Below are 23,602 nucleotides of genomic sequence, written 5' to 3'. Positions count from 1 at the left end.
CAGGACGCCGACATGCCCACGCCACCGCCTTCCCGCCCCGATTGCACGCAGGTACAGGTCACCCGCGTGCGGGGCGGCGCCCTGGTCCCCGAGGTCGAAACCGACTCCGTGGCCGAGGAAACCCCGGTGGCGCTGGAGTTCAACGGCATCAGCCACGCCACCATGCTGGCCACGCCGGCCGACCTGGAAGACTTCGCGGTCGGCTTCGCGCTGTCCGAAGGCATCATCGACGGCATCAGCGACGTGCGCGGCATCGACCTGCTGCCGCAATGCGACGGCATCGTGGTCCAGCTGGAAATTTCCACTGCCTGTGAAGTGCGGCTGAAGTCCCGCCGCCGCGCCATGGCCGGGCGCACCGGCTGCGGCCTGTGCGGCGTGGAAACGCTGCCCGAAGTGCTGCGGCCTGTCGCGCCCGTCACCAACGGCTCGCCCGTGCGCATCCAGGCCGTGCTGGCCGCCATGCGCGACATGCGGGCGCGCCAGGCGCTGCACGACATCACGGGCGCCACCCACGCCGCCGGCTGGGCGGGCGCCGATGGCGCCGTCGCGCTGGTGCGCGAGGACGTGGGCCGCCACAACGCGCTGGACAAACTGATAGGTGCACTGGCACGCCAGGCCATGCATGCTGGCGACGGCATCGTGGTGGTGTCCAGCCGCGCCAGCTTCGAAATGGTGCAGAAGACCGCCGCCGCCGGCGTCGCGGTGCTGGCATCCGTCTCCGCACCCACCGCGCTCGCCATCCGCCTGGCCGATGAAGCCAACGTCAGCCTGCTGGGTTTTCTACGCGGCGACGACGCCACACTGTACTCACACCCCCAACGCATCATCTCCTGAACCGGACTTCACGCAAGCATGGAAATCGGCAACCTGATCCGCATGGCCAACCGCATCGGCCAATTCTTCGAAGCCATGCCCGACCGGCCCGAGGCCCTGGAGGGCGTGGCCAACCATATCCACAAGTTCTGGGAGCCGCGCATGCGCAATGAGCTCCTGAACTTTCTCGAACAAAACCCCGACGGCGACGCCGGCGGGGAACGACTGCACCCGCTGGTGCTGGAAGCGGTCACCCAGAACCGCCAGCGCCTCACACCGCTGGCCCGCGTGGCGTAACGCGTCGGCGACAGGCAAGACGGCAGGAACAATCACAAGAAAAGGCGGCGGGACCGGCCGGATGCCGGACCACGCGCGCCAACGAGCGGCCCCCAAAGAGGAGACAACATGCAAAGCACTGCCACGCTGGACCTGCCCGGTTCGAAGCCGGGTTTTTTCGATAAGGAACGCACCATCGCCGGACCGGGCTTCTCGCGCTGGCTGGTTCCCCCGGCCGCCCTGGCCATCCACCTGTGCATCGGCATGGCCTACGGTTTCTCGGTGTTCTGGCTGCCGTTGTCCAAGGTCGTGGGCGGCGCCAAGCCGCTGGCCTGCCCCGCGGACATGAGCCTCGCAGCCGAGCTGTTCGCCACCAACTGCGACTGGAAGATCTCGACCATGGGGTGGATGTACACCCTGTTCTTCGTGCTGCTGGGCTGCTCGGCCGCGCTGTGGGGCGGCTGGCTGGAACGCGCGGGCCCGCGCAAGGCGGGCGTGGTGTCGGCCCTGTGCTGGTGTGGCGGCCTGGTCATTTCGGCCATCGGCGTGTACCTGCACCAGATGTGGATGCTGTGGCTGGGCTCGGGCGTCATCGGCGGCATCGGCCTGGGACTGGGCTACATCTCGCCCGTGAGCACGCTGATCAAGTGGTTCCCCGACCGCCGCGGCATGGCCACGGGCATGGCCATCATGGGCTTTGGCGGCGGCGCCATGATAGGCGCGCCGCTGGCCGACCTGCTGATGCGCCACTTCGCCACGCCTGAATCGCCGGGCGTCTGGCAGACCTTCCTGACCATGGCCGCGGTGTACTTCGTCTTCATGATGTCGGGTGCGCTGGGCTACCGCGTGCCGCCGACCGGCTGGAAGCCCGAGGGCTGGACCGCCCCGGCCAAGCATGCCGGCAACGCCATGATCACGAAGGGCCATGTCCATGTGCAGCGCGTCTGGGGCGTGCCGCAGTTCTGGCTGGTGTGGTGGGCGCTGTGCCTGAACGTCACGGCGGGCATCGGCATACTGGGCATGGCCTCGCCGCTGCTGCAGGAAGTGTTCGGCGGCGGCCTGATCAACCAGCCTGAACTGGGCTACTCGCAACTGGACAAGAGCCAGTTGGCGGCCATCGCCGCCATCGCTGCCGGCTTCACCGGCCTGCTCAGCCTGTTCAACATCGGCGGCCGCTTCTTCTGGGCCAGCCTGTCCGACAAGCTGGGCCGCAAGACCACCTACTTCATCTTCTTCGTGCTGGGCTTCGCGCTGTATTCGGCCATCCCCTGGACCGCGCACATCGGCGCGCTGGCCCTGTTCGTGGCCGCCTTCTGCATCATCCTGTCCATGTACGGCGGCGGCTTCTCCACCGTGCCGGCGTACCTGGCCGACCTGTTCGGCACGCAGATGGTCGGCGCCATCCATGGACGGCTGCTGACGGCCTGGTCGGCGGCGGGCATCTTCGGACCGGTGCTGGTGAACTACATCCGCGAATACCAGCTGTCCATCGGCGTGCCGCGCGCCCAGGTGTACGACATCACCATGTACATCCTGGCCGGGATGCTGGTGCTGGGCTTTCTGTGCAACCTGGCGATCCGGCCCGTGAACCCCAAGTACTTCATGAATGACGAGGAACTGGCGCGCGAGAAGGCGCTGGCCCACGAACGCGCCGTCGCCACGGAAACGCACGGGGTCGGAACATCCGCGTTCCGCACGCCGGCGGCGCTAGTGGTGTTTGCCTGGGCTTGCGTCGGCATCCCCCTGGCCTGGGGCATCTGGATCACGCTGCAGAAGGCGGTGGTGCTGTTCCACTGAGCCCAAGCGGACGCCGCGACGGGGCGCGAAGCTGCTACATTGGCAGCCCGCGCCCCTTCTTTTTTGCTTTATCCATGACCACCCTGCCCCGCGCGCCCCGCCTTGCTGGAGCGACACGTTGACCGTCCCTGAAATCCGCTGGGAAGAAAACCAGACCCCGCACGCCGCCCGCTGGCGCTCCGAATCCGGCGCCGCGCCGCCCAAGCGCGTAGTGGTGGCGGACGACACCATGACCGCCGACATGGCCTACCGCCATGCCTGCGAAGGTGTCGGCCTGCTGTGGCGCGGCGACTTCCAGAACGCGCGGCAACTGCTGCAGGCCATCACGCGGCGGGTCGACAAGCGGCCCCGCAAGCCCGTGGACAGCCTGCTGGACGCCTTCAACCAGCACCGCCAGATCCAGTCCCAGCGCGCCCGCATCCTGGGCATGCTGCTGATTCCGTTCGACGCCGGCCACGGCATTCCGCTGCGCCGCGCACCCGACGCCCGGCTCGCCTGCGAAGAGGCCCATGGCCCCGCCGAGGAGCCCTACGTCGCGTCGCTGCGCGAGCTGCTGGGCCTGATCGGCGCCTTCGAATGGCGCAAGAAGGGCGTGGAAATTCCCGCCCTGAATGCCCGCATCCATCCGCACTACGGCGTGTTCTCGCCGCTTCGCGGCGAGTACGTCGACCTGGTGGCGCGCACCCCGATGCCGCGCGGCAGCGTGGCCTTCGACATCGGCACCGGCACAGGCGTGCTGGCCGCCGTGATTGCGCGCCGCGGCGGCAAGCGTGTCATCGCGACCGACACCGATCCGCGCGCCCTGGCCTGCGCCCGCGAAAACCTGGAGCGGCTGGGCCTGTCCAAGCAGGTCGACGTCGAAGAAACGGACCTGTTCCCCGAAGGCCGGGTCTCCCTGATCGTGTGCAACCCGCCGTGGCTGCCCGCCCGCCCCAGCTCGCCCGTCGAGCATGCGGTCTACGATCCTGACAGCCGCATGCTGCGCGGTTTCCTGAATGGGCTGGCGGCGCATCTGACGCCCAATGGCGAGGGCTGGCTGATCCTGTCGGACCTGGCCGAACACCTGGGCCTGCGCAGCCGCGAAGCGCTGCTGGAAATGATCAGCCAGGCCGGCCTGCGCGTGATCGAGCGCATCGACACCCGTCCCACGCACGGCCGCGCGCAGGACGCGAGCGACCCGCTGCATGCCGCCCGTTCGAAGGAAGTCACGTCCTTGTGGCGCCTGGGCGCAGCCTGACGCGGCCCGGCGTGACGCGGCCCGGCCTGGCGCGGCCCGGCCTGGCGCAAGCCCCCGGGGCGCGGCTTCAGGCCCGCCCCGCCGCGACGTTCACGCTGATGGCGATGATGAAGACGTTGAAGAAAAAGGCGATGACGCTGTGCGTCAGGGCTGTGCGGCGCACTCGCCGGTTCACGATCTGCACGTCCGACACCTGGAACGTCATGCCCAGCACCAGCGCGAAATAGGCGAAGTCCCAGTAGTCGGGTTCATCGGTACCCGGGAAATCCAGCCCTTTGTGCATGGCGTTGCGGTGGCCGTAATAGCCATGCGCGTAGTGCAGCGCGAAGATCATGTTCATGTAGAGCCATGACAGGATGATGGTGACGGCGGCGGCCAACATGGCAAGCACGTCGCCCGCGCCGCCTTCCCCCCGCAGTTCGACCCACAACGCCATCATCACCATGCAGGACAGCGCCACGCTGCTCCACAGCACGCCGGTACGCCCCACGTCCTGCTGCTGCGCATGCTGGCGCATGGCCGCCGCGCTGGTGCGGCCGAACACCCGCGCCGTCATCAGCAGGAACACAAGCGCCCCCGCATCGAATCCCAGCAGCAGCGCCAGCACCCAGGGCACGCCCAGGGCATACAGGCCGCCCGCCGTCACCAGCAACAAACCAGCGCATCCGACCAGGCGACGATGCGCATGGAAAAACGGCAGGGCGGCGCCAGCGGCGGAGTCGTCCTCGGGCTCGAAATCCTTGAGCGGCGGCATGCGGCTGCTCCTTTTGGTGTGAGCAGCCCTAACGCTAACCGATGCCGAGCAAACCGACCAGCGCGCCGCCAAACAGCAGCCACAACGGATGGATGCGGGTGAAGCTGCCCAGCAGCGCCACCACAGCGGTAATGGCGCCCAGCAGCCAGGTATGCACCGAGGCTTCGGTGATGAGCGCCGCGCTGGCCGCCACCAATCCCACCGTCATCGGGAAGATGCCCGCCTGGATGACGCCGCGCCAGGGCCGGTCCTTGAAGCGTTCCCACAGGCCCAGCGCGATCACAGTGATGATGGACGACGGGCCGAACTTGGCGATGGTAGTGACGAGCATGCCCAGGCCGCCCGCCACATGCCAGCCCACCAGCGTGACCACCATCAAATTGGGACCCGGGGCGGCCTGCCCCAGGGCGAACAGCGCGGAAAAGTCCGCCGCCGTCATCCAGCCATGCACGTCCACCACCTGCCGCTGCATCTCGGGCAGGATGGTGTTGCCGCCGCCGAACGCCAGCACGGACAGTTCGGAAAAGATCAGGGCCAGGGCGATCAGTGTGTGGATCATCGACGTTGCCTCCAGACCATCAGGATGCTCAGCGGCGTCAGCACCGCCATGGTGGGCAGCAGCGGAATGCGCAGCACGGCGATGGCAATGAAGCAGGCCGTGGCCACCACGCCGGCCAGCCAGTCGCGGCGCTTCACCACCGGCACCCCGATCTTCACCGCCATGGAAATCAACAGGCCCGCGGCCGCGGCCGCCAGACCGGCAAACAGGTGCTGGATGTGCGGATCGTTCTGGAAGCGGTCGTACACCATGCCCAGCAGCACCACGATGGCGGACGGCGCCAGGATCAGGCCCATCAGCGCCGCGAACGCGCCGCGCGGCCCGCGGAACTTCATGCCCAGCGCCACCGACAGGTTGATGATGTTGCCGCCGGGCAGGAACTGGCACAGGCCCAGCAGATCGGTGAACTCGGCGCCGCTGAGCCAGCGGTGCTTTTCGACGACCATGCGGCGCGCCAGCGGCAAGGCGCCGCCGAAGGCCGTCAGGCCGAGCATCAGGAAGCCATAGAACAATTGCCCGCACGTGGGCGGAGGCCGCAGATCGGCCTCGGAGGTGGAAGGTGCTGCGTTCATCATTTTCATGCCGGCGCCGCCGAAGCGGCGCGGAGTGGAACCAGGGAAGGACAACGAGATTGCAGCCTACTCTTCGCCTTGGATAATGTCTAATATATGACTATCTATATATTCATATCGGTTGAATATGGCATCTGTAGACTTGAGGCTGTTGCGCTACTTCCTGGCCGTGGCCGAGGAATCCCATCTGACCAAGGCCGCGGCGCGGCTGGGCATACGCCAGCCGCCGCTCAGCCAGCAGATCCGCGTGCTGGAGCAGGAACTGGGCGTGACGCTGTTCCACCGCCTGCCGCGCGGCATGGAGCTGACCGAAAGCGGCCGCGCGCTGCTGGACGACGCGCGCAATATCGTGGCCCTGGTGGACCAGGCCGTGGAAGGCGTGCGGCGCGTGTCGCAGGGCGAAGCCGGGCGCCTGACCGTGGGCTTCACCGGGTCCGCGGCGTTCCATCCCTTCGTGCCGTCCGTCATCCGCCGCTTCCGCGAAACGGCGCCCAATGTGCGGCTGGTGCTGGAGGAAAGCAGCACCGGCGAACTCATGGAGGCCGTGGGCGCGGGCCGCGTGGACGTGGCATTCATCCGCGGTCCCTATGGCCTGGGCCCGGGCGTGGTGGTGGAAACCGTGCTGGAAGAGCCCATGCTGGCCGCGTTTCCCGCCGACCACCCAACCGTCAAGGGCCGGCCGCGCAAGCGCATCGCGCTGTCGGAACTGGCCGACGAATCGCTGATCCTCTACCGCCGCCACAGCGGGCCAGGCCTGTACGACGCCATCATTGCGGCCTGCGGCGCCGCCGGTTTCAGCCCGCGCGTGGCCCAGGAAGCGCCGCGCATGCTGTCCACCCTGAGCCTGGTGGCAGCCGGCCTGGGCGTGTCGCTGGTGCCGGCGTCGCTGCGCCGCGTGAACATCGAAGGCGTGGTCTACGTCAACCTGGCCCAGCCCGCGGAACTGCGCGCGCCGCTGAACCTGATCTGGCGCGACGAAGCGCTCTCCGGCGCGGCCCGCAAGCTGATCGGCGAGGCGCGGCGGCAGCGCGAGGAATCGCCGGCCTGAGCGCGCAGCGCTACACTGCCCGGCACCCCGCACTCCGCATTGCAGCCATGTTCCCAGATTCACCCATAGGCATCTACGACTCCGGCGTCGGCGGGCTGAGCGTGCTGCGCGCCATCCGCGACGCCCTGCCCCACGAATCCCTGCTGTACGTGGCCGACTCCGCCCACGTGCCCTATGGCGAAAAAACGCAGGACTACGTCGAGCAGCGCGCCAGCACGATTGCCGATTACTTCGTGTCGCGCCAGGCCAAGGCCATGGTGGTGGCCTGCAATACCGCCACCGCGGCCGCCATCGCCCAGCTGCGCCTGCGCCATCCGCAACTGATCATCATCGGCGTGGAGCCGGCCATCAAGCCCGCCGCGCACCTGACCACGAGCGGCGTGGTCGGCGTATTCGCCACCACCGGCACTCTGGCCAGCCCCAAATTCGCCGCGCTGGTCCGGCGCGAGGCGCCCGAAGTCCGCATCCTGTTCAGGCCCTGCCCCGAGTGGGTACGGCTGGTGGAGCATGGCGTGCTCAGCGGCCCCGAGGCCGAAGCCGCGGTGCGCGCTCCCGTGGCTGAGCTACGCGAGGCCGGCGCCGACGTGCTGGTGCTGGGCTGCACCCACTTTCCCTTCCTGCGCGACGCGATCCAGGCGGCCGCTGGCGCCGACGTGCCGCTGCTGGAGACGGGCGCGCCCGTGGCGCGCCGGCTGCGCCACCAGTTGCAGGAACGCGGCCTGTTGCGCGCCGACGGTCCGGGCGGATTGCGCCTGGAGACCAGCGGCTCGGCCGAGGCATTGAGCACTCTCGCCGCACGGCTGCTCGGGCAGGCCCCGGCCGCGCACGTCCTGGAGCCGCGCTGGCGCTGATCCCGCGCCGAGTCCGCCGCCCGGCGGCGCGCGCTGATTGCGCCCGGTTTGATCCTGCGCATGACGCGCCTGTCCGATTCGGCGAATAATTCGGATACAGTGGACTACAACGCCGCCCGCGGCGCGCACAAGGAGACGCTCATGAAACGCATCCTGATCCCCGTGGACGGCTCGCAGCCCGCCGTCCATGCGGTCCAAGCCCTGCTCGACGCCCGCAGCTACGACCCCATCGAACGCGTGGAGCTCCTCACGGTCCAGATCCCGCTGAAAGCCGGCAAGATCGGCCGCGGCCTGTCGCAGGCCGAGATCGACGCCTATCACGAGGAAGAAGGCCGCAACGCGCTGCAGGCCGCCAGCGAACTGCTGACCCAGGCCGGCGTGCCCTTCCAGACCCACATCGAAATAGGCGCCGCCGCCGAAACCATCGTGCGCATAGCCGGCGAATCCGGCGCGGACGAAATCTACATGGGCTCGCGCGGGTTGGGCTCGGTGTCGTCCTGGTTCCTGGGTTCGGTCGCGACCCGCGTCCTGCATCTGACGGAGTTGCCCGTCACCCTGGTCAAGTAACCGTCAAGGAGCATCCATGCTGAACATCCTGGTCCCTGTCGACGGCTCCGACAACGCCAACCGCGCCGTCCTGTACGCCCGCCAGCTCGCCCAAGGCGCCGGCGCCGCCCGTATCCATCTGCTCAACGTCCAGACGCCCGTGCAAGGCCGCGCGGGCCTGTCACGCCTGATCACGCAGGACATGATCGACGAGTTCTACCTGCGCGAAGGCCAGGAGGCCGCGGACGAGGCGCGCAAACTGCTGGACGTGACCGGCGCCGACTACACCAGCCACGTGGCGTTTGGCCACGCGGCCACGGAAATCGCCGGCTACGCCCAGGACCACGGCTGCACCCGCATCGTCATGGGCACGCGCGGCAACGGCTCGCTGACGAACATCCTGATCGGCTCGGTCGCCAATCAGGTGCTGCAACTGGCCGAAGCGCCGGTGACGCTGGTCAAGTGAACCCCGGGCGCCGGCCTCAGGCGGCCGGCAGCCACAACGACACCCTCAAGCCGCCCAGCGGCGAACGCTCGGCTTGCGCCTGGCCGCCATAGGTGCTGGCCAGGTCGCGCACGATGTCCAGGCCCAGGCCCGATCCGGGACGCTGCTCGTCCATGCGCACGCCGCGCAGGAAGATGCGCTCGCGTTCCTCGTCGGCTATGCCCGGGCCGTCATCGTCGATCTGGATGAGCAACTGGCCCTGGCCGGCGGCGCTTGCGCTGACCTGCACCCGGCGCTCGGCCCATTTGCAGGCGTTGTCCAGCAGGTTGCCGACCATCTCCTGCAGATCCTGTTCTTCGCCGCGGAATACCAGGCCCTCGGCAAATTCCGGCATTTCCAGCAGCAGTCCGCGCTGCGCATACAAGCGCTGCATGACGCGCAGCAGCCCCTCGATGGGTTTGCGCAGCGGTGTGCGGCTGTCGGCCGCGCCAGACGCGGCGGCGGCGCGGGCGCGCGCCAGGTGATAGTCGATCTGGCGGCGCGCCATGCCGACCTGCTCCTGTACCAGCGCCGCCAGCGGCCCTTCCTCGCGCGCCGCGGCATTGCCCAGAATCGTCAGCGGCGTCTTCACCGCATGCGCCAGATTGCCGGCCTGCGTGCGCGCGCGCTGCACCATGTCGGCATTGACGTCCAGGACGCGATTGAAGTCGTCGACGAGCGGCTGGATTTCGCTGGGAAAGCGGCCTTCGATGCGCACGCTGGCGCCCCCGTGCTGCCCGGCGAGCTGCCGCCTGAGCCTGGCCAGCGGCCGCAACCCGACCAGGACCTGGACCACGGCCGCCAGCGTCAAGCCTGCCGCCAGCGCGCCCAGCGAAATCAACAGCATGTGATTGAAGCGCTCGATCGGCTCCGCCAGCACCTGGCTGTCGGCCGCCACGATCAGGCGCAACGGCGCTGCCTCGGTCTCGGCCGGTTCCAGCGTGCGCGTCAAGGCGGTCAGCCTATGCTTTTCCGGCCCCGCGATTTCATACACCCCGTCGGCGCTGTCCGCGGCGGGCAACTCCAGCACCTGATCCCAGAGCGAACGCGAGCGCGCCGCGCCCACGGCCGCCGGACGGCCCTGTTCGTCGAGCCGGTCGATTTGCCAATACAGGCCTGATAGCGGTTGCTCCAGGCGTGGATCGCTCAGGGGCGGCGAGACCACCAGGCGACCGTCCGGAGCCGTGTTCACCGCGGCCGTCAGCTGGTTCAGGTGCAGGGTCAGCTCGGCGCGCAGCTGCTCGGTGATGTGCTGGCGGAACAAGCTGCCCAAGCCCCAGCCGGCCAGCACCACCGTGACCAGAATCCAGGCCAGCGTGCCGGCCAGCAGGCGCCAGCGCAGCGAGCCGGGCGCGCGCGCGCGCTGCGGCATCATGCGCCGCAGGCCAGGCGGTAACCCAGGCCGCGCACGGTTTCGATGGTATCGGGCGGCAGTTTCTTGCGCAGCCGCGCGATGAACACATCGATGGTGTTGGAGTCACGGTCATTGTCCTGGGCGTAGACGTGCTCGGTCAGCTCGCTGCGCGAAATCACTTCGCCCGCGCGTTGCATCAGCACGGCCAGCACCTTGAATTCATGGCTGGTCAGGGACAGCGCCTGGCCGTCCACCGTGACCTTGGCCTGCCGCGTGTCCAGCATCAGCGGACCGCAGCGCCATTGCGCGCTGGCGTGGTTGCTGGAGCGGCGCAAGAGCGCCCGCACCCGCGCCAGCAGCTCTTCCATGTGGAAGGGCTTGGTCAGGTAATCGTCGGCGCCGGCATCGATGCCGGCGACCTTCTCGTGCCAGTTGTCGCGCGCCGTGAGGATCAGCACCGGCATGCCCTGGCCGCCCGCGCGCCACTGCTTGAGCACGGTGAGGCCGTCCATGACCGGCAGGCCCAGGTCCAGCACCACCACGTCGTAGGTCTCGACCGCGCCCATGTACTGGGCCGTCCCGCCGTCCGCGGCGGTGTCGACGGTATAGCCCGCTTGGCGCAAGGCATCGGCCAACTGCGTGGCCAGGGTCGGCTCGTCTTCAACCACGAGTATGCGCATCAGTGCTTGTCCCGGAATTGGATGTCGCGCCCCTTCACGCCCAGCACCTTGCCGTCGCGTGCGTCGATCTTCAGCTTGACCAGCCGGCCGCCGCTTTGCAGCAGCCGGATCTCGTAGATGAACTCGCCGTCGTCCTCTTCGAACTCGACCTTGACCACCTGCCCAGGATAGTCGCGTTCGACGATGTCCAGCACCGAACGCAGGGGCAGCACCTTGCCGGCCTGCAAGGCCTGGCGCGCTTGTTCGTGGTCGCTTTCATCGGCCACGCCTGCGTTGGGGCCTGCGGCCAGCGCCAGCATCAGCGCGCCGCAGGACAGCCAGATTCGGGTACGGGTTCCTCGGGTCATGGTTTCTTTCGCATTCGGGGTCCGCCATAAGAGGCGATTGTCCGCCCAGTTATAGCGCCGGAAAAATGAACGGCACGTGAACGGCAGCTTCAGAATTGGTTCATCCGCACACCCGAATAATGCGGTCATGGTCGCCATTCCGGCAACCCGCAACAACCTAGGAGCCATTCCATGACCGCAATCCGCAACACCCTGGCCGCCCTGGCGCTTGGCGCCGCAACCCTGACCGGCGCCGCCGTGCACGCCCAGACGACCGCCCCGGCGCCGGCCCAGCCCGCCGCCACTGCCCCCGCCAACGCGACGCTGACCGTGCGCCAGATCTACGACACGCTGACCGCCGCGGGCTATCGCAACATCACCGAGATCGAGCTCGAGCACGGCCGCTACGACGTCAAGGCCGACAACGCGCAAGGCCAGCGCGTGAAGCTGCGGGTCGACGCCCAGAGCGGCGCCGTCCTGCGCAGCCGCATCAAGGACTGAAGCGCCGGCGCCTACGCGCCTACCCCGCTCCGCCCGCATCCGGCGGGCCGAGCGTCCCGACATGGACACCATCATGAAACCGATAGGAACCGGCGCCGCCATAGGCGGCTTTTTGCGAGTCCTGACCCTGGCCTGGGGCCTGGACGCGTTCATCCTGCAGCCACCGGCCACCGGCGCCTGGTACTGGGTGGCGCGCCAGCAAGGCCTCTACCTCACCGGCGTCTGGTCCATCGGACTGATGGCATTGATCATGCTGCTGGCGCTGCGGCCCGCGTGGCTGGAACGCCCGCTGGGCGGCATGGACAAGATATACCGGTTGCACAAATGGGCCGGAATCCTCGCAGTATCAGCCGGCGCCGCGCATTGGTTGCTGAAGCTGGCCAGCGGCCCCTTGAAGAGCCTGGCGGACGCGGGCAACCGCCCCGCCCGCGACGTGGTGCTGACGCTGTTCGAAAGCTCGCGCGGCCTGGCCAAGGACATGGGCGAGTGGTCGATCTACCTGCTGCTGGCGATGCTCGCAATCACCTTGTGGCGGCGCTTTCCCTACCGGGGCTGGCGTCTCCTGCACCGCGCGATGCCTGTGCTGTTCCTGTCGCTGGCGTTCCACACGGCAGCGCTGGCTCCCGCGCGCTACTGGAGCGGTCCGGTCGGCCTGCTGCTGATTCCGCTGCTGGCCGCCGGTTCTTATGCCGCGCTGGTGGCGCTGCTGGGACGCGTGGGCAGCGGCCGCCGCGCGCAAGGCAGGATCGTGTCGCTGGCGCACCAGCCAGGCGATATCCTGGAGGTCAGCTGCGAACTCGACGCCAATTGGCGGGAGCATCAGGCGGGACAGTTCGCCTTCGTCACGTTCGACCGCAAGGAAGGCGCCCATCCCTACACCATCGCCAGCGCCCCCGTGGCGGGCGAACCTCGCGTCACGTTCCAGATCAAGGCGCTGGGCGACTACACCCGCGGTCTGGCGCGCACGCTGCGCATCGGCCAGCCGGTCGCCGTCGAAGGCCCCTATGGGCGCTTTCAACTGGAGCCGGACGCTGCCGCAACATCGCAGGTCTGGGTGGCGGGCGGCATAGGCGTCACCCCTTTCCTCGCATGGCTGGAAGCCCTGCAGGAAGGACAAGCGCCAACGCCGCGCGTGTGGCTGCACTATTGCGTGCGCGATGCCTCGGCAGATCCTTTCGTGCCGCTGCTCAAGGAACGCTGCGCCGCGCTGGACGGCGTGACGCTCGCCATCCATAGCGCGCACGACGGCGATACGCTGACGGCTGGAGCACTGGCGCAGGGCGAGGTGGCCGCGGGCCGCGTCGCCGACGTCTGGTTCTGCGGACCCGCCGGCCTGGCCGACGCGCTCAGGCGCGGCCTGCGCAAGCTGGGCGCCAAGCCCGTGCGCTGGCATCAGGAGGCGTTCCAGATGCGTTGAGCGCGCCGGGGCTACGGAGGTCCAAGCGTATGATGGACCTCACCGCCCCCGGAGCATGCGTCATGCCCACCCCCCGCATTCTGCTGGCCGCCGTGATGGCCGCCGCCACTCTCAACGCCTGCGGCGAAATGGCCACCTTGCCGGTCGAAGCCGGCATGGGCCCGTCGCCCCAACTGCCCGCCCCCAATCCCACCACCATACCCACCGTGAAGACGGCCAAGGCCGTGGGCTGGCCCGCGGGCGCACAGCCCGTCGCAGCCAACGGGCTGTCGGTAACGGCGTACGCCAGCGGCCTGGATCATCCGCGCTGGCTGTACGTGCTGCCCAACGGCGACGTGCTGGTGGCCGAGACCAACGCGCCGCCCAAGCCCGAGTCGGCTTCCGGCGGCTTCAAGGCCTGGGTCGCCGGCCTGGTGATGAAACGCGCCGGCGCCAGGACCCCCAGCGCAAACCGCATCACCCTGCTGCGCGATGCCGACCACGACGGCATCGCCGAAACGCGCAGCGTATTGCTCGACGGCCTGAACTCGCCCTTCGGCATGGCCTTGATCGGCAATCAGTTATACGTCGCCAACGCCGACGCCGTGCTGCGCTTTCCCTACGAAACCGGCCAGGAGCGGATCACCGCCCCCGGCGTGAAGGTCACCGACCTGCCCGCGGGCCTGAACCACCACTGGACCAAGAACCTGCTGGCCAGCCCCGACGGCAGCAAGCTGTACGCCTCTGTCGGCTCCAACAGCAATGTCGGCGAAAACGGCATGGACATCGAAGAGGGCCGCGCCGCCATCTGGGAAATCGACGTGGCCAGCGGCAACAAGCGCCTGTACGCGACCGGCCTGCGCAACCCCGTGGGCATGGCCTGGGCGCCCGACGGCAAAACGCTGTGGACGGCCGTCAACGAGCGCGACGAACTGGGCAGCGACCTGGTTCCCGACTACATGACCTCGGTGCGGGATGGCGGTTTTTACGGCTGGCCCTATAGCTACTTCGGCCAGCACGTCGACAGCCGGGTCCAGCCGCCGCGTCCGGACCTGGTGGCGCGCGCCGTCGTGCCCGACTACGCTCTGGGCCCGCACACCGCCTCGCTGGGGCTGGCCTGGTCGGGCCGGTCGCGCCTGCCCGCGCCCTACACGGACGGCATGTTCGTGGGCCAGCATGGTTCGTGGAACCGCGATCCGCGCAGCGGCTACAAGGTCATCTTCGTGCCGTTTCGCGACGGCAAGCCCGACGGGCCGGCGCGCGACGTGCTGACGGGCTTTCTGAACGAAAGCGGCGAGGCCCAGGGACGGCCGGCAGGGGTGGCGATAGACCGCCAGGGCGGCCTGCTGACGGCCGACGACGTCGGCAATGTGGTGTGGCGGGTCGCTCCCGCTTCTACAATGGCCGCTCCCAAATAATTCAAGACCAGGAGTGAGCATGAGCACGGAAAAAGTGGCAATCGTCACCGCCGGCGGCAGCGGCATGGGCGCGGCGGCGGCGCGCAAACTGGCGGCTGACGGCTGGCGCGTAGCCATCCTGTCCTCCTCCGGCAAGGGCGAGGCGCTGGCGCAGGAACTGGGCGGCCTGGGCGTCACGGGATCCAACCGCTCGCCCGAAGACCTGGCGAGGCTGGTGGACGCCACGCAGCAAAAATGGGGCAGGATCGATGCCGTGGTCAACAGCGCCGGCCACGGCCCCAAGGGCCCGCTGCTGGAGATCAGCGACGAGGACTGGCACCTGGGCATGGAGTTCTACCTGCTGAACGTGGTGCGCATCGCGCGCCTGGTCGCGCCGGTGATGAAGCAGCAGAAGTCCGGCGCCATCGTCAATATCTCGACCTACGCCACCTTCGAACCCGAAGCGCTGTTCCCGACCTCGGGCGTGTTCCGCGCCGGGCTGGCCGCCTTCACCAAGGTGTTCGCCGACGAGTACGCCGAACACAACGTACGGATGAACAACGTGCTGCCGGGCTTCATCGACAGCCTGCCTGAAAAGGAAGACCGCCGCACGCGCATTCCGATGGGCCGCTACGGCACCGCCGAAGAAGTCGCCGACCTGATCGCATTCCTCGCATCCGACGCTTCTTCCTACATCACCGGCCAGAACATCCGCATCGACGGCGGCATCACGCGTTCGGTCTGAAGCTCATGCTTTAGGACTAGTCTCTCGTCCGAATGACGGTATTGAAGCCTGCCCGGGGCTTCAGTACCGTAGGTTTTCGCATTCGACGAGGTGCCGCGCATGTCCGCTACGCCGTCAGCGGCTGCGCCGCAGTCCGCCGATACTTCCCACGCAAAACCGACCCCGGGCCAGGCCTCGCGTTTCCTGGCGCAGGCCACGTTCGGCCCCACGCCCGCCGAGATCGACGCCGTGGTGCGCGACGGCTACGCGGCCTGGCTGGACGCGCAGCTGGCCATGCCGCCGTCGCAGACCCATTTCGACTGGCTGCTGCAGCAGCGCAAGAACACCGAGGAGTTCAAGGGCAACGGCATCAACGCGCCCCTGGAATCCACGCTGTGGCGCAAGTTCATCTCGGCCCCGGATCAGGTCCGCACGCGGGTCGCGTTTGCCCTGTCGGAGATCTTCGTGGTGGGCGTATCGTCCATCACCGCGTCCTGGCCATTGTTCGGCGCCGCGGGTTTCATGGACCTGCTGGCCGAGCATGCCCTGGGCAACTACCAGCAACTGCTGACGGCCGTCACGCGCAACCTGTCCATGGGCTGCATGCTGACCTATCGCGGCAACCGCAAGGAAGATCCCAAGACCGGCCGCCATCCCGACGAGAACTATGCCCGCGAAGTCATGCAGTTGTTCAGCATCGGACTGCTGGAGCTGGAACCGGACGGCGCCAAAAGAATGGTCAACGGCGCGCCCGTGGAAACGTATACCAACGCGGACGTGCAGGGGCTGGCCAAGGTCTTCACCGGCTGGGACATCAACGGCCCCGAAACCGACGTCGAATTCCACCGCCGCCCCATGGCCTTGAACAATGCGCTGCACTCGCTGGCCGAGAAGCGCTTTCTGGGCGCGGTTGTGCCGGCAGGCACCGACGGTCATTTGTCGCTCAAGCGCGCCATGGAAGTGATCTGCGCCCATCCCAACGTGGGCCCCTTCATCGGCACGCAGCTGATCCAGCGGCTGGTCACCAGCAATCCCAGCCGCGCCTATGTCGCGCGCGTGTCGGCCGCCTTCAACGACGACGGCAGCGGCAAGCGCGGCAACCTGAAGGCCGTGGTGCGCGCCGTCCTGCTGGACCCGGAGGCGCGCAACCCCGACCTGGCCGCGCCCGGCTGGGGCAAGGTGCGCGAACCCATCGTGCGCTTCGCGGCCTGGGCGCGGGCTTTCGGGGCGACCTCCAACAACGGCGCCTGGGCCATGCCGGACACCACTGACAACACGATCCGGCTGGCCCAGAGCCCGATGCGATCCGCCAGCGTCTTCAATTTCTTCCGTCCGCGCTACGTGCCGCCGGTGACCGAGCTGGCGCGCAGGAACCTGGTGGCGCCGGAACTGCAGATCACCGATGAGACCAGCATTGCCGGCTACCTGAACTTCCTGGCCATCTATGTGGACCGGGGGTGGGAGGATCTGCAGACGCCCTACGCCGCCGAGATCGCGCTGGCGCAGGATCCGTCCGCGCTGGTGGCGCGGGTGGCGCTGCTGCTGGCGGGCGATGCCTATTCCGCCGAGACCGCCGGCAGCATCGCGCGCGCCGTGGCCACGATACCGGCGGGCCGGCCGCGCGACCGCGTGCGCGCCGCCATCATGCTGGTGGCCGCCAGCCCCGAATACCTGGTGCAGAAATGAAGAATTCCCGCCACGCCGCGCAAACCAGCCGCCGCGAATTCCTGCTGCGCGCCTGCGCTTTGGGCGCCACGGGCGCCGCCGCGCCACTGGCGCTGAACCTGGCGGCCCTGGGCGCGGCCGCGGCGCAATCAGCGCCAGCCTCCTCGTACAAGGCGCTGGTCTGCGTGTTCCTGTACGGCGGCAACGACCCCTACAACTCGCTGGTTCCCTACGACACGGCCGCCTACAAGGCCTATGCCCAGGCGCGCACCGACATCGCCCTGCCGCGCAACGCCCTGCAGGCCACGGCGCTGCGCGGCAAGGAACCCGCCTCCGGCGGCGCCCAGTTTGCGCTGGCCCCATCGCTGGCTCCGCTCAAGCCCTTGTATGAAAGCGGCGACATGGCAGTGCTGCTGAACATCGGTCCGCTGGTTGCGCCCACCTCCAAGCAGGAATACATAGGCGCGCGCGTGCCACTGCCGCCCAAGCTGTTTTCCCACAACGACCAGCAGTCGTACTGGCAGGCGCTGGCGCCGGAAGGCGCGGCGTCGGGCTGGGCCGGGAGGCTGACGGACCTGTTCGCGGACGCCAACGCGCAGCGCACCTTCACGGGCATCACCGCGGGCGGCAGCAGCGTGCTGTTGGCCGGACGCAAGATCGCCGGATACCGCGTGGGCATCAACGGCTCCACGCAGATAGACCTGCTGGGCCGCGACATGTATGGCTCCAGCGCCTGCACGGCCTTGCTGCGCCAGCTCATCACGCAGCCGCGCGAGCACCTGATGGAACGCGAGATGTCGCGCATCGCCGCGCAGTCCATCGACGCCGACGGACGCCTGCGCGCAGCCCTCGCGGACGTGGCCGTGCCGGGCGAGTTCTCGTCCCCCCTGGCGCAGCAGCTGAAAATCGTCGCCCGCATCATCGCGGCGCGCCAGGCGCTGGGCGCACGCCGCCAGGTTTTCTTCGTCTCGCAGAACGGCTATGACAACCACGCCGGACTGAACGACACCCACCCCGCCCTGCTCAAGGAACTGGGCCAGGCGCTGGCCGCGTTCCAGCAGGCGCTGTCCGCGATAGGCGTGGCGGACCAGGTGACCACGTTCACGGCATCCGAATTCGGCCGCACCCTGGGCTCCAACGGCAACGGCTCCGACCACGGCTGGGGCTCGCATCACTTTGTACTGGGCGGCGCGGTCAAGGGCGGCCGCTACTACGGCAGCCATCCGGAAATCGCCCTGGACGGCCCCGGCTTCGTCGACAACGGCCGCCTCTTGCCGACCCTGGCCGTGGATCAGCTGGGCGCGTCCCTGGGCGGCTGGTTCGGCGCCAACCGCGAGGATCTGGGGCTGGTGTTCCCCAATCTGCGGCGCTTTGATGCGCAGGCGCTGGACCTGCTGCCGCGCGCTTAAGGCCGCGCCGGCGGCGGCGAACTCACAGCTGCCGCGCCTGTTCGCGCAGCAGATACTTCTGGATCTTGCCCGTGGCGGTTTTGGGCAACGGGCCGAACACGAAAGTGCGCGGCACCTTGAAACCCGCCAGGCGGCCCCGGCAGAAGCTGGTCAGTTCTTCCGCGGTCGCGGCGCTGCCATCCTTCAGCGTGACGAAGGCGCAAGGCGTCTCGCCCCACTTGGCGTCCGGCCGCGCCACCACGGCGGCTTCCAATACGGCGGGATGCCCGTACAACGCATCCTCGACCTCGACGGTCGAGATGTTCTCTCCGCCTGATATCACGATGTCCTTGGCGCGGTCCTTGACCTGCAGATAGCCGTCGGGATGCACCACGGCCAGATCGCCGGTATGGAACCAGCCTCCGGCGAAGGCTTCCGCCGTGGCCTGCGGGTTCTTCAGATAGCCCTTCATGAGCGTGTTGCCGCGCATCATGATTTCGCCCACGGTGACGCCGTCCGGCGGCACGGGCGCCAGCGTGGCGGGATCCAGCACGCGGACCTGTTCCATCGTGTGCTTGCGCACGCCGATGCGGGCCTTCAGCGCAGCCTGCTCATCCAGCGGCAGATCGCTCCAGGCCTCGTGCCAGGCACAGCTGATCGACGGACCGTAGCTCTCCGTCAGGCCGTACAGATGCGTGACGTCTATGCCCAGTTCGTCCATCGCCGCGATGACGGCGGCCGGAGGCGGAGAGCCGCCGGTGAGCGCCTGCACCGGCCGGATCGCGCGCCGCTTGATTTCGGGCGGGCTGTTGATGAGCATGCCCAGCACCACCGGCGCGGCGCAGAAATAATCGACCCCATTCGCCTGGATGGCGTCGAAAATGGCGCCGGCCTCGACCCGCCGCAGGCAGACATTGGTTCCCGCCAGCAGCGCGATGGTCCAGGGAAAGCTCCAGCCATTGCAGTGGAACATCGGCAAGGTCCAGAGATACACCGCATGCTGGCGCATATCGCAGGCCAGGGCGTTGCCCATCGCATTCAGATAGGCGCCGCGATGGTGGTACAGCGCGCCCTTGGGGCTGCCGGTGGTGCCGGAGGTGTAGTTCAGGCACAGCGACTGCCATTCGTCCGCCGGCCAGGGGAACCCGGCCGCCGCGTCGCCCGTCTCCAGCAGGGCTTCGTAGTTCATTTCCCCGAGCAGTTCGCCCGGCCCGCCGTATTCGGGATCGTCGATGTCCACCACGCGGATGCGCCTGCGGGTCTTGGCCAAGGCCTGCGCCATGACGGGCGCGTACTCCCGGTCCGTCAGCAGCACCACCGCGGCGCCATGATCCAGGATGAAGGACAGTGTTTCGGCGTCCAGCCGGGTGTTCAGGGCATTGAGCACCGCGCCCGCCATGGCGACCCCGAAATGGGCCTCGTACAGCGCGGGGATATTGGGCGCCATCACGGCCACCGTATCGCCGGGCCGCACCCCAAGGCGCGCCAGCCCGCTGGCCAGCCGGCGGCAGCGTGCATAGGTTTCGCGCCAGCTCTGGCGCAGCGCGCCATGGAGGATGGCAGTGCGTTCCGGGTAGACCTTCGCCGCGCGCTCGATGAAGGTCAGCGGCGAAAGCGCCAGATGGTTGGCGCTGTTGCGTTCGATATCCATGACTTGCAGGTCGGGGGTGTCGGCGGGCATCGGAGTCTCACAGTAGCGAAACGCTCACCACGCCCTTCAGGCGTCGGCTGGCGGGGTCAGGCCGCGCAGCGTCGCGCGCAGCAGGGAATCGCTCAGGTCCGCATCCGCCTGCATCAAACGCTGCAGCAGGCGGTCAGGGCTGTCGCCGGGAGTCTCCAGATGCCAGCCATACAGGTGCAGCCCGTTCAGCAAATAGGCATCGTCCAGGCCTTCCAGCACGGCATGCCGGCGCGGCGCGCGCGAGGACGGCGGCAAGGCATTGTCGGCGCAGTCCGCGACGAGGATGGAAGTCGGCCTGGAAAAGTAATCCGCCACCCGCACGCGGGCCTCTTCCAGCCGGCGTAGCGCCGCGGCATCCAGAGGTTCATCCGCCAGCCGCACTTTGAGCAGCAGGTTGCGTTGATCGAGTTCAACGATGTGCAGGTCTTTCTCGACCCAGTCCGCATGCACTGGCGCGCTCTTGCGGCGGAAGACTTCCGCGGCCGCCAGCCCCGCTCCCAGGCCTTCGCCGGCAAGCAGCTGCTTGAAAAAGTCGCGCTCGGCCATGGCGCGGTCCAGTTCCTGCAATTCCAGGTCGAGCGCATGGCGCTCGCGCAGGCATTGCGCGCGACGGGCGTGCAATTGCTCGTCTGCCGGGCCGCGCTGCAGATCCAGCCACCCCGCCAGACGCACGCCGCTGCGCTGGCCCAGGCGTTCGATGCAGCGGCGCAGCTCCTGCAGAAACAGCGCCGCGCCCGCTTCGTCCTGCGCCAGATCCGGCGCCAGCGCCGGAAGCAGCAGCAGGCGGCCCGGCGGCTCACTGGCGTAGCTTGCCAGCGTCATGCCCTGGCCGTCCTCGAGTATGCCCGCGCCCGGCGCCTCGGCGAGAGTCGCGCAGGGCTGGAAACAGCGCGCGGCTTCGGTGAAGAGCGTGCGGAAAGGCTCGCCCGCCTGGCGCGGCAGCGCAGCGCCGTCGATCGGCTGGCTGCGCACCCGCCGCGGCCAGAGCGGATCGGACCAGTCGTAAGGAAGAATGTCCTGCAAGGTATGCACGCCCACCGTGCGCGGCGCGGGCACCAACGCCACCAGGGTGCCGCCCGCGGCCAGCAGGCGCTTGAATTGTTCGCGCCAATGGCGGCTGGTGGCCAGCAGCCATTCCGACGCGCCCACCCCCAGCACCGGCGGATCGGTGCGTTCGCAGGCCGCCTCCAGCGCGGGGTACAGGCCGGCGGGATTCCATATGAGCACGTCCGCCCGGTCCAGCGAGGCGGGCTGATCAAAGGACAGAACGGCATCCAGGCTGTGGGGCGGGAGCGCCAGCGCAAGGTCGAGCGTAGAAATATTCATATCGCTAATCCGTACTTGACTTTCGAAATCAATATATCATAAAGTCTAGTTAACTAGACAAATATACAAATCCTATATACATATTCCGGAAACCAGCTGTCATGTCCACTCTTACGAACGTCCGCAGCGAGTCCCCCGTCTCCAGCAGCCCCGTGGCGCTGGACCGCGACTCCCCTCTGCCGCTCTATGTGCAGATCAAGCGGCGCGTGCTGATGATGATCCTGAACTGGCAGCAGGAAAGCGACCGCTTCCACACCGACCACGAGCTGAGCGAACAATTCAACGTCAGCCGCATGACGGTGCGCCAGGCCATCCAGGAACTGGTGGACGAAGGCTATCTGCGGCGGGTCCGCGGTTCCGGCACCTTCGTCTGCGCCCCCAAGATCGACGAGCAGTTCAGCCCGGCCATGGACTTCATCGACCAGTGGTCCGCACACGGCCGTCCCCTCAGCCTGCGGGTGCTGCACTGCGCGCAGGAACCGGCCTCGGCCGTCGTGGCGCGCGAACTGGACGTGGCGCCCGGCACCCCGGTCTGGAGCATCCTGCGCCTGCGCACGGTCCAGCAGGTGCCGATCTCGATCGACTACCGCTATGTGCGCACCGACCGCATCCCGCACATCGACGCCTGCCAGGCCGAGGCGGGCTCCCTGCTGGAGCTGATCGGCCGCCAGGTCGAGCTGGCCTACGGCAACCTCAAGATCGAGGGCGGCGCGGTGCAGGCCGAACATGCCGATTACCTCAGCCTCCTGCCCGGCGATCCCGTCCTGACGCGGCACCTGGTGTATTTCGACAAGCAGGACCGGCCGGTCATGTCCGGCCTGTCGCATTACCGCGCGGACCAGGTCCGGTACTCGGTGCGCGTACCGCTGCAGAACGGCGCAGGCAAGACGGACCAGGTGTCGGACTCGCTCGAGTTCCGCAACCCACCCGGCGTGGCGGAGGCCTAGCCGACTACGTTTTCGCTGTTCGTGGAAGTTGCTGCACCCCCTTAAATCCCGCATCAGGCACAGGAGTAGCACCATGACTTGCTTAAAGACGTTTCTGGAGTTCTCGCGCCGCGCGGCCATCGCGCTGCCGGCCGCCGCGCTGATGCTGGGCATGCACGCCGCCAGCGCGCAGGATACGGTGCGGATAGGATCCATCCTGTCCGTGACCGGTCCCGCCGCCTTCCTCGGCGAAGACATGAAGGCCGGCATGGAAATGGCCATCGACGACATCAATGCCGCCGGCGGCATCGGCGGCAAGAAAGTCGAATGGGTGTTCTACGACGCCGAAAGCCAGACCGCCAAGGCCATCAACGCCACCAAGCGGCTGCTGTCCCAGGACAAGGTGGACATCATCGTCGGCGGCGGCAACATGAGCGGCATCGCCATGGCCATGGTGCCGATGGTGGACAAGGCCGCCACGCCCTTCATTTCCACCGAAGGCTCGATGCAGATCGTGATGCCGGTGGCGGAACGCAAGTACGTGTTCAAGAGCACCGTGGACGACGACCAGGTGATCGACCGGGTGCTGGACTACTTCGACAAGAAAGGCATCAAGCGCGCCGCCCTGCTGGCCGACAACAGCGGCTTCGGCCAGAGCGCCGTCGAACAGATGAAGCGGCTTGCCGCCAAGCGCGGCATCGACATCACGTATGAATCCTTCAACCCCGCCGACACCGACCTGACCCCTCAGCTCACGCGCATCAAGAATGCGTCGGTGCAGGCCATCATCTGCTGGACCGTCACCCCGGCTGGCGTGGTGTTCATCAAGCAGGCGCAGCAGCTGGGCCTGGACAAGCTCACCCTGGTACACAGCTACGGTTTCGTCGACCAGCGCTACATGAAGCTGGCCGGCGACTCGGTCAAGGACCTGCTGCTGGTCAGCGTCAAGTTCCCGGTGGGCCAGGACCTGCCCGACGCCGACCCGATCAAGACGCGCATCGTGGACCTCAGCAAGCGCTTCGAGGCCCGCTACAAGCGCAAGCCCAACCAGTTCGTGGCCCAGACCTACGACGCCATCATGCTGGCACGCGCCGCCCTGGACAAGAGCGGCGGCGACAAGGAAAAGACCCGCGAACAGCTGACCGCCATCACCGGCTACCAGGGCGTGGGCGGGGTCTTCAATTTCTCGCCCCAGCGCCACTCGGGCCTGGATAAGGACGACATCGTCATGCTGGGCTACCGCGACGGGCAGTTCCGGCTGGCCGACTACAAGTAAAGCAGTTCCATCTCCGCAACCTCCA

Annotated in this window: 24 protein-coding genes; 16 read left to right on the top strand and 8 right to left on the bottom strand. The window is 68.0% G+C overall.

The window, feature by feature from the left end; genetic code table 11:
- The first annotated feature begins 12 nt into the window (after nucleotides 1–12).
- From fdhD to IB257_RS14135, 4 genes are all read left to right on the top strand, one after another.
- Nucleotides 13–834: a formate dehydrogenase accessory sulfurtransferase FdhD gene (gene fdhD / locus IB257_RS14150; RefSeq protein WP_175163713.1), complete on the top strand. Its 822-nt coding sequence runs from the start codon at nucleotides 13–15 to the stop codon at nucleotides 832–834.
- Between the two features lie 18 nt (nucleotides 835–852).
- Nucleotides 853–1,110, top strand: a complete 258-nt coding sequence (locus tag IB257_RS14145; RefSeq protein WP_054451583.1) for a formate dehydrogenase subunit delta — start codon at nucleotides 853–855, stop codon at nucleotides 1,108–1,110.
- A 108-nt stretch (nucleotides 1,111–1,218) separates the two neighbouring features.
- Nucleotides 1,219–2,886 carry an OFA family MFS transporter gene (locus IB257_RS14140; protein ID WP_054451584.1) on the top strand — a complete coding sequence of 556 codons (1,668 nt, stop codon included), beginning with the start codon at nucleotides 1,219–1,221 and terminating at the stop codon, nucleotides 2,884–2,886.
- A 118-nt stretch (nucleotides 2,887–3,004) separates the two neighbouring features.
- A complete protein-coding gene (locus IB257_RS14135; protein ID WP_175163715.1) occupies nucleotides 3,005–4,123 on the top strand; it encodes a class I SAM-dependent methyltransferase in 1,119 nt (372 codons plus the stop codon).
- Between the two features lie 67 nt (nucleotides 4,124–4,190).
- Here the strand turns inward: IB257_RS14135 and IB257_RS14130 are convergent, their stop codons facing one another.
- Genes IB257_RS14130 through IB257_RS14120 form a run of 3 tightly spaced genes read right to left on the bottom strand, consistent with a single transcriptional unit; the run spans nucleotide 4,191 to nucleotide 6,011 of the window.
- Complete coding sequence (locus IB257_RS14130; RefSeq protein WP_119449247.1) at nucleotides 4,191–4,877, bottom strand: DUF1345 domain-containing protein; 687 nt, start codon at nucleotides 4,875–4,877, stop codon at nucleotides 4,191–4,193.
- Between the two features lie 34 nt (nucleotides 4,878–4,911).
- Nucleotides 4,912–5,436 (bottom strand): chromate transporter, encoded by a 525-nt coding sequence (locus IB257_RS14125; RefSeq protein ID WP_054451587.1) that lies wholly within the window; start codon nucleotides 5,434–5,436, stop codon nucleotides 4,912–4,914.
- The gene (locus IB257_RS14120; protein ID WP_054452241.1) at nucleotides 5,433–6,011 is read right to left on the bottom strand and encodes a chromate transporter; all 579 of its coding nucleotides are present in this window, start codon (nucleotides 6,009–6,011) and stop codon (nucleotides 5,433–5,435) included. The genes IB257_RS14125 and IB257_RS14120 overlap by 4 nt, the downstream gene beginning before the upstream one ends.
- Nucleotides 6,012–6,135: 124 nt before the next feature.
- On the opposite strand from IB257_RS14120, the gene IB257_RS14115 reads away from it, so the two are divergent.
- The 4 genes from IB257_RS14115 to IB257_RS14100 all read left to right on the top strand — a co-directional run bounded on the left by IB257_RS14115 (nucleotide 6,136) and on the right by IB257_RS14100 (nucleotide 8,919).
- Nucleotides 6,136–7,056 carry a LysR substrate-binding domain-containing protein gene (locus IB257_RS14115; RefSeq protein WP_119449246.1) on the top strand — a complete coding sequence of 307 codons (921 nt, stop codon included), beginning with the start codon at nucleotides 6,136–6,138 and terminating at the stop codon, nucleotides 7,054–7,056.
- Between the two features lie 47 nt (nucleotides 7,057–7,103).
- The gene (murI, locus tag IB257_RS14110; RefSeq protein WP_119449245.1) at nucleotides 7,104–7,907 is read left to right on the top strand and encodes a glutamate racemase; all 804 of its coding nucleotides are present in this window, start codon (nucleotides 7,104–7,106) and stop codon (nucleotides 7,905–7,907) included.
- Nucleotides 7,908–8,048: 141 nt separating this feature from the next.
- Nucleotides 8,049–8,474 (top strand): universal stress protein, encoded by a 426-nt coding sequence (locus IB257_RS14105; RefSeq protein WP_192492452.1) that lies wholly within the window; start codon nucleotides 8,049–8,051, stop codon nucleotides 8,472–8,474.
- A 16-nt stretch (nucleotides 8,475–8,490) separates the two neighbouring features.
- Nucleotides 8,491–8,919: a universal stress protein gene (locus IB257_RS14100; RefSeq protein WP_054451590.1), complete on the top strand. Its 429-nt coding sequence runs from the start codon at nucleotides 8,491–8,493 to the stop codon at nucleotides 8,917–8,919.
- 16 nt (nucleotides 8,920–8,935) lie between these two features.
- On the opposite strand, the gene IB257_RS14095 is transcribed toward IB257_RS14100, so the two are convergent.
- Genes IB257_RS14095 through IB257_RS14085 form a run of 3 tightly spaced genes read right to left on the bottom strand, consistent with a single transcriptional unit; the run spans nucleotide 8,936 to nucleotide 11,270 of the window.
- Nucleotides 8,936–10,312: a sensor histidine kinase gene (locus IB257_RS14095; RefSeq protein ID WP_175163723.1), complete on the bottom strand. Its 1,377-nt coding sequence runs from the start codon at nucleotides 10,310–10,312 to the stop codon at nucleotides 8,936–8,938.
- On the bottom strand, nucleotides 10,309–10,971 hold the full coding sequence (locus tag IB257_RS14090; protein ID WP_192492451.1) for a response regulator transcription factor: 663 nt from the start codon (nucleotides 10,969–10,971) through the stop codon (nucleotides 10,309–10,311). The genes IB257_RS14095 and IB257_RS14090 overlap by 4 nt, the downstream gene beginning before the upstream one ends.
- A complete protein-coding gene (locus IB257_RS14085; RefSeq protein ID WP_225588969.1) occupies nucleotides 10,971–11,270 on the bottom strand; it encodes a PepSY domain-containing protein in 300 nt (99 codons plus the stop codon). The genes IB257_RS14090 and IB257_RS14085 overlap by 1 nt, the downstream gene beginning before the upstream one ends.
- Before the next feature lie 219 nt (nucleotides 11,271–11,489).
- Between IB257_RS14085 and IB257_RS14080 the strand changes: the two genes are divergently transcribed.
- From IB257_RS14080 to IB257_RS14055, 6 genes are all read left to right on the top strand, one after another.
- Entirely contained in the window at nucleotides 11,490–11,798 is a 309-nt protein-coding gene (locus IB257_RS14080) for a PepSY domain-containing protein (protein ID WP_192492449.1), read from the top strand.
- Nucleotides 11,799–11,871: 73 nt separating this feature from the next.
- Nucleotides 11,872–13,215 carry a ferric reductase-like transmembrane domain-containing protein gene (locus IB257_RS14075; protein ID WP_225588903.1) on the top strand — a complete coding sequence of 448 codons (1,344 nt, stop codon included), beginning with the start codon at nucleotides 11,872–11,874 and terminating at the stop codon, nucleotides 13,213–13,215.
- Between the two features lie 62 nt (nucleotides 13,216–13,277).
- Entirely contained in the window at nucleotides 13,278–14,612 is a 1,335-nt protein-coding gene (locus tag IB257_RS14070; protein WP_192492447.1) for a sorbosone dehydrogenase family protein, read from the top strand.
- Between the two features lie 19 nt (nucleotides 14,613–14,631).
- The gene (locus IB257_RS14065) at nucleotides 14,632–15,336 is read left to right on the top strand and encodes an SDR family oxidoreductase (RefSeq protein WP_119449239.1); all 705 of its coding nucleotides are present in this window, start codon (nucleotides 14,632–14,634) and stop codon (nucleotides 15,334–15,336) included.
- A 99-nt stretch (nucleotides 15,337–15,435) separates the two neighbouring features.
- Nucleotides 15,436–17,001: a DUF1800 family protein gene (locus IB257_RS14060; protein WP_175163728.1), complete on the top strand. Its 1,566-nt coding sequence runs from the start codon at nucleotides 15,436–15,438 to the stop codon at nucleotides 16,999–17,001.
- Complete coding sequence (locus IB257_RS14055) at nucleotides 16,998–18,389, top strand: DUF1501 domain-containing protein (RefSeq protein WP_192492446.1); 1,392 nt, start codon at nucleotides 16,998–17,000, stop codon at nucleotides 18,387–18,389. Before IB257_RS14060 ends, IB257_RS14055 begins: the two co-directional genes overlap by 4 nt.
- Before the next feature lie 22 nt (nucleotides 18,390–18,411).
- Here the strand turns inward: IB257_RS14055 and IB257_RS14050 are convergent, their stop codons facing one another.
- On the bottom strand, nucleotides 18,412–20,049 hold the full coding sequence (locus IB257_RS14050; protein WP_192492445.1) for an acyl-CoA synthetase: 1,638 nt from the start codon (nucleotides 20,047–20,049) through the stop codon (nucleotides 18,412–18,414).
- Nucleotides 20,050–20,085: 36 nt separating this feature from the next.
- On the bottom strand, nucleotides 20,086–21,375 hold the full coding sequence (locus IB257_RS14045; RefSeq protein ID WP_192492444.1) for a hypothetical protein: 1,290 nt from the start codon (nucleotides 21,373–21,375) through the stop codon (nucleotides 20,086–20,088).
- A 101-nt stretch (nucleotides 21,376–21,476) separates the two neighbouring features.
- On the opposite strand from IB257_RS14045, the gene IB257_RS14040 reads away from it, so the two are divergent.
- Nucleotides 21,477–22,322 carry a GntR family transcriptional regulator gene (locus IB257_RS14040; protein ID WP_192492443.1) on the top strand — a complete coding sequence of 282 codons (846 nt, stop codon included), beginning with the start codon at nucleotides 21,477–21,479 and terminating at the stop codon, nucleotides 22,320–22,322.
- A gap of 73 nt (nucleotides 22,323–22,395) precedes the next feature.
- Nucleotides 22,396–23,577 carry an ABC transporter substrate-binding protein gene (locus tag IB257_RS14035; RefSeq protein ID WP_054451602.1) on the top strand — a complete coding sequence of 394 codons (1,182 nt, stop codon included), beginning with the start codon at nucleotides 22,396–22,398 and terminating at the stop codon, nucleotides 23,575–23,577.
- The last annotated feature ends 25 nt before the right edge of the window (nucleotides 23,578–23,602 follow it).

The organism is Achromobacter sp. ACM03, from assembly GCF_014851665.1.
In the GTDB taxonomy this organism is placed as follows: Bacteria; Pseudomonadota; Gammaproteobacteria; order Burkholderiales; family Burkholderiaceae_B; genus Achromobacter; species Achromobacter aegrifaciens.
Note: the sequence above shows the minus strand (reverse complement) of the source record. Positions and strands in the feature narration are given on the sequence as shown.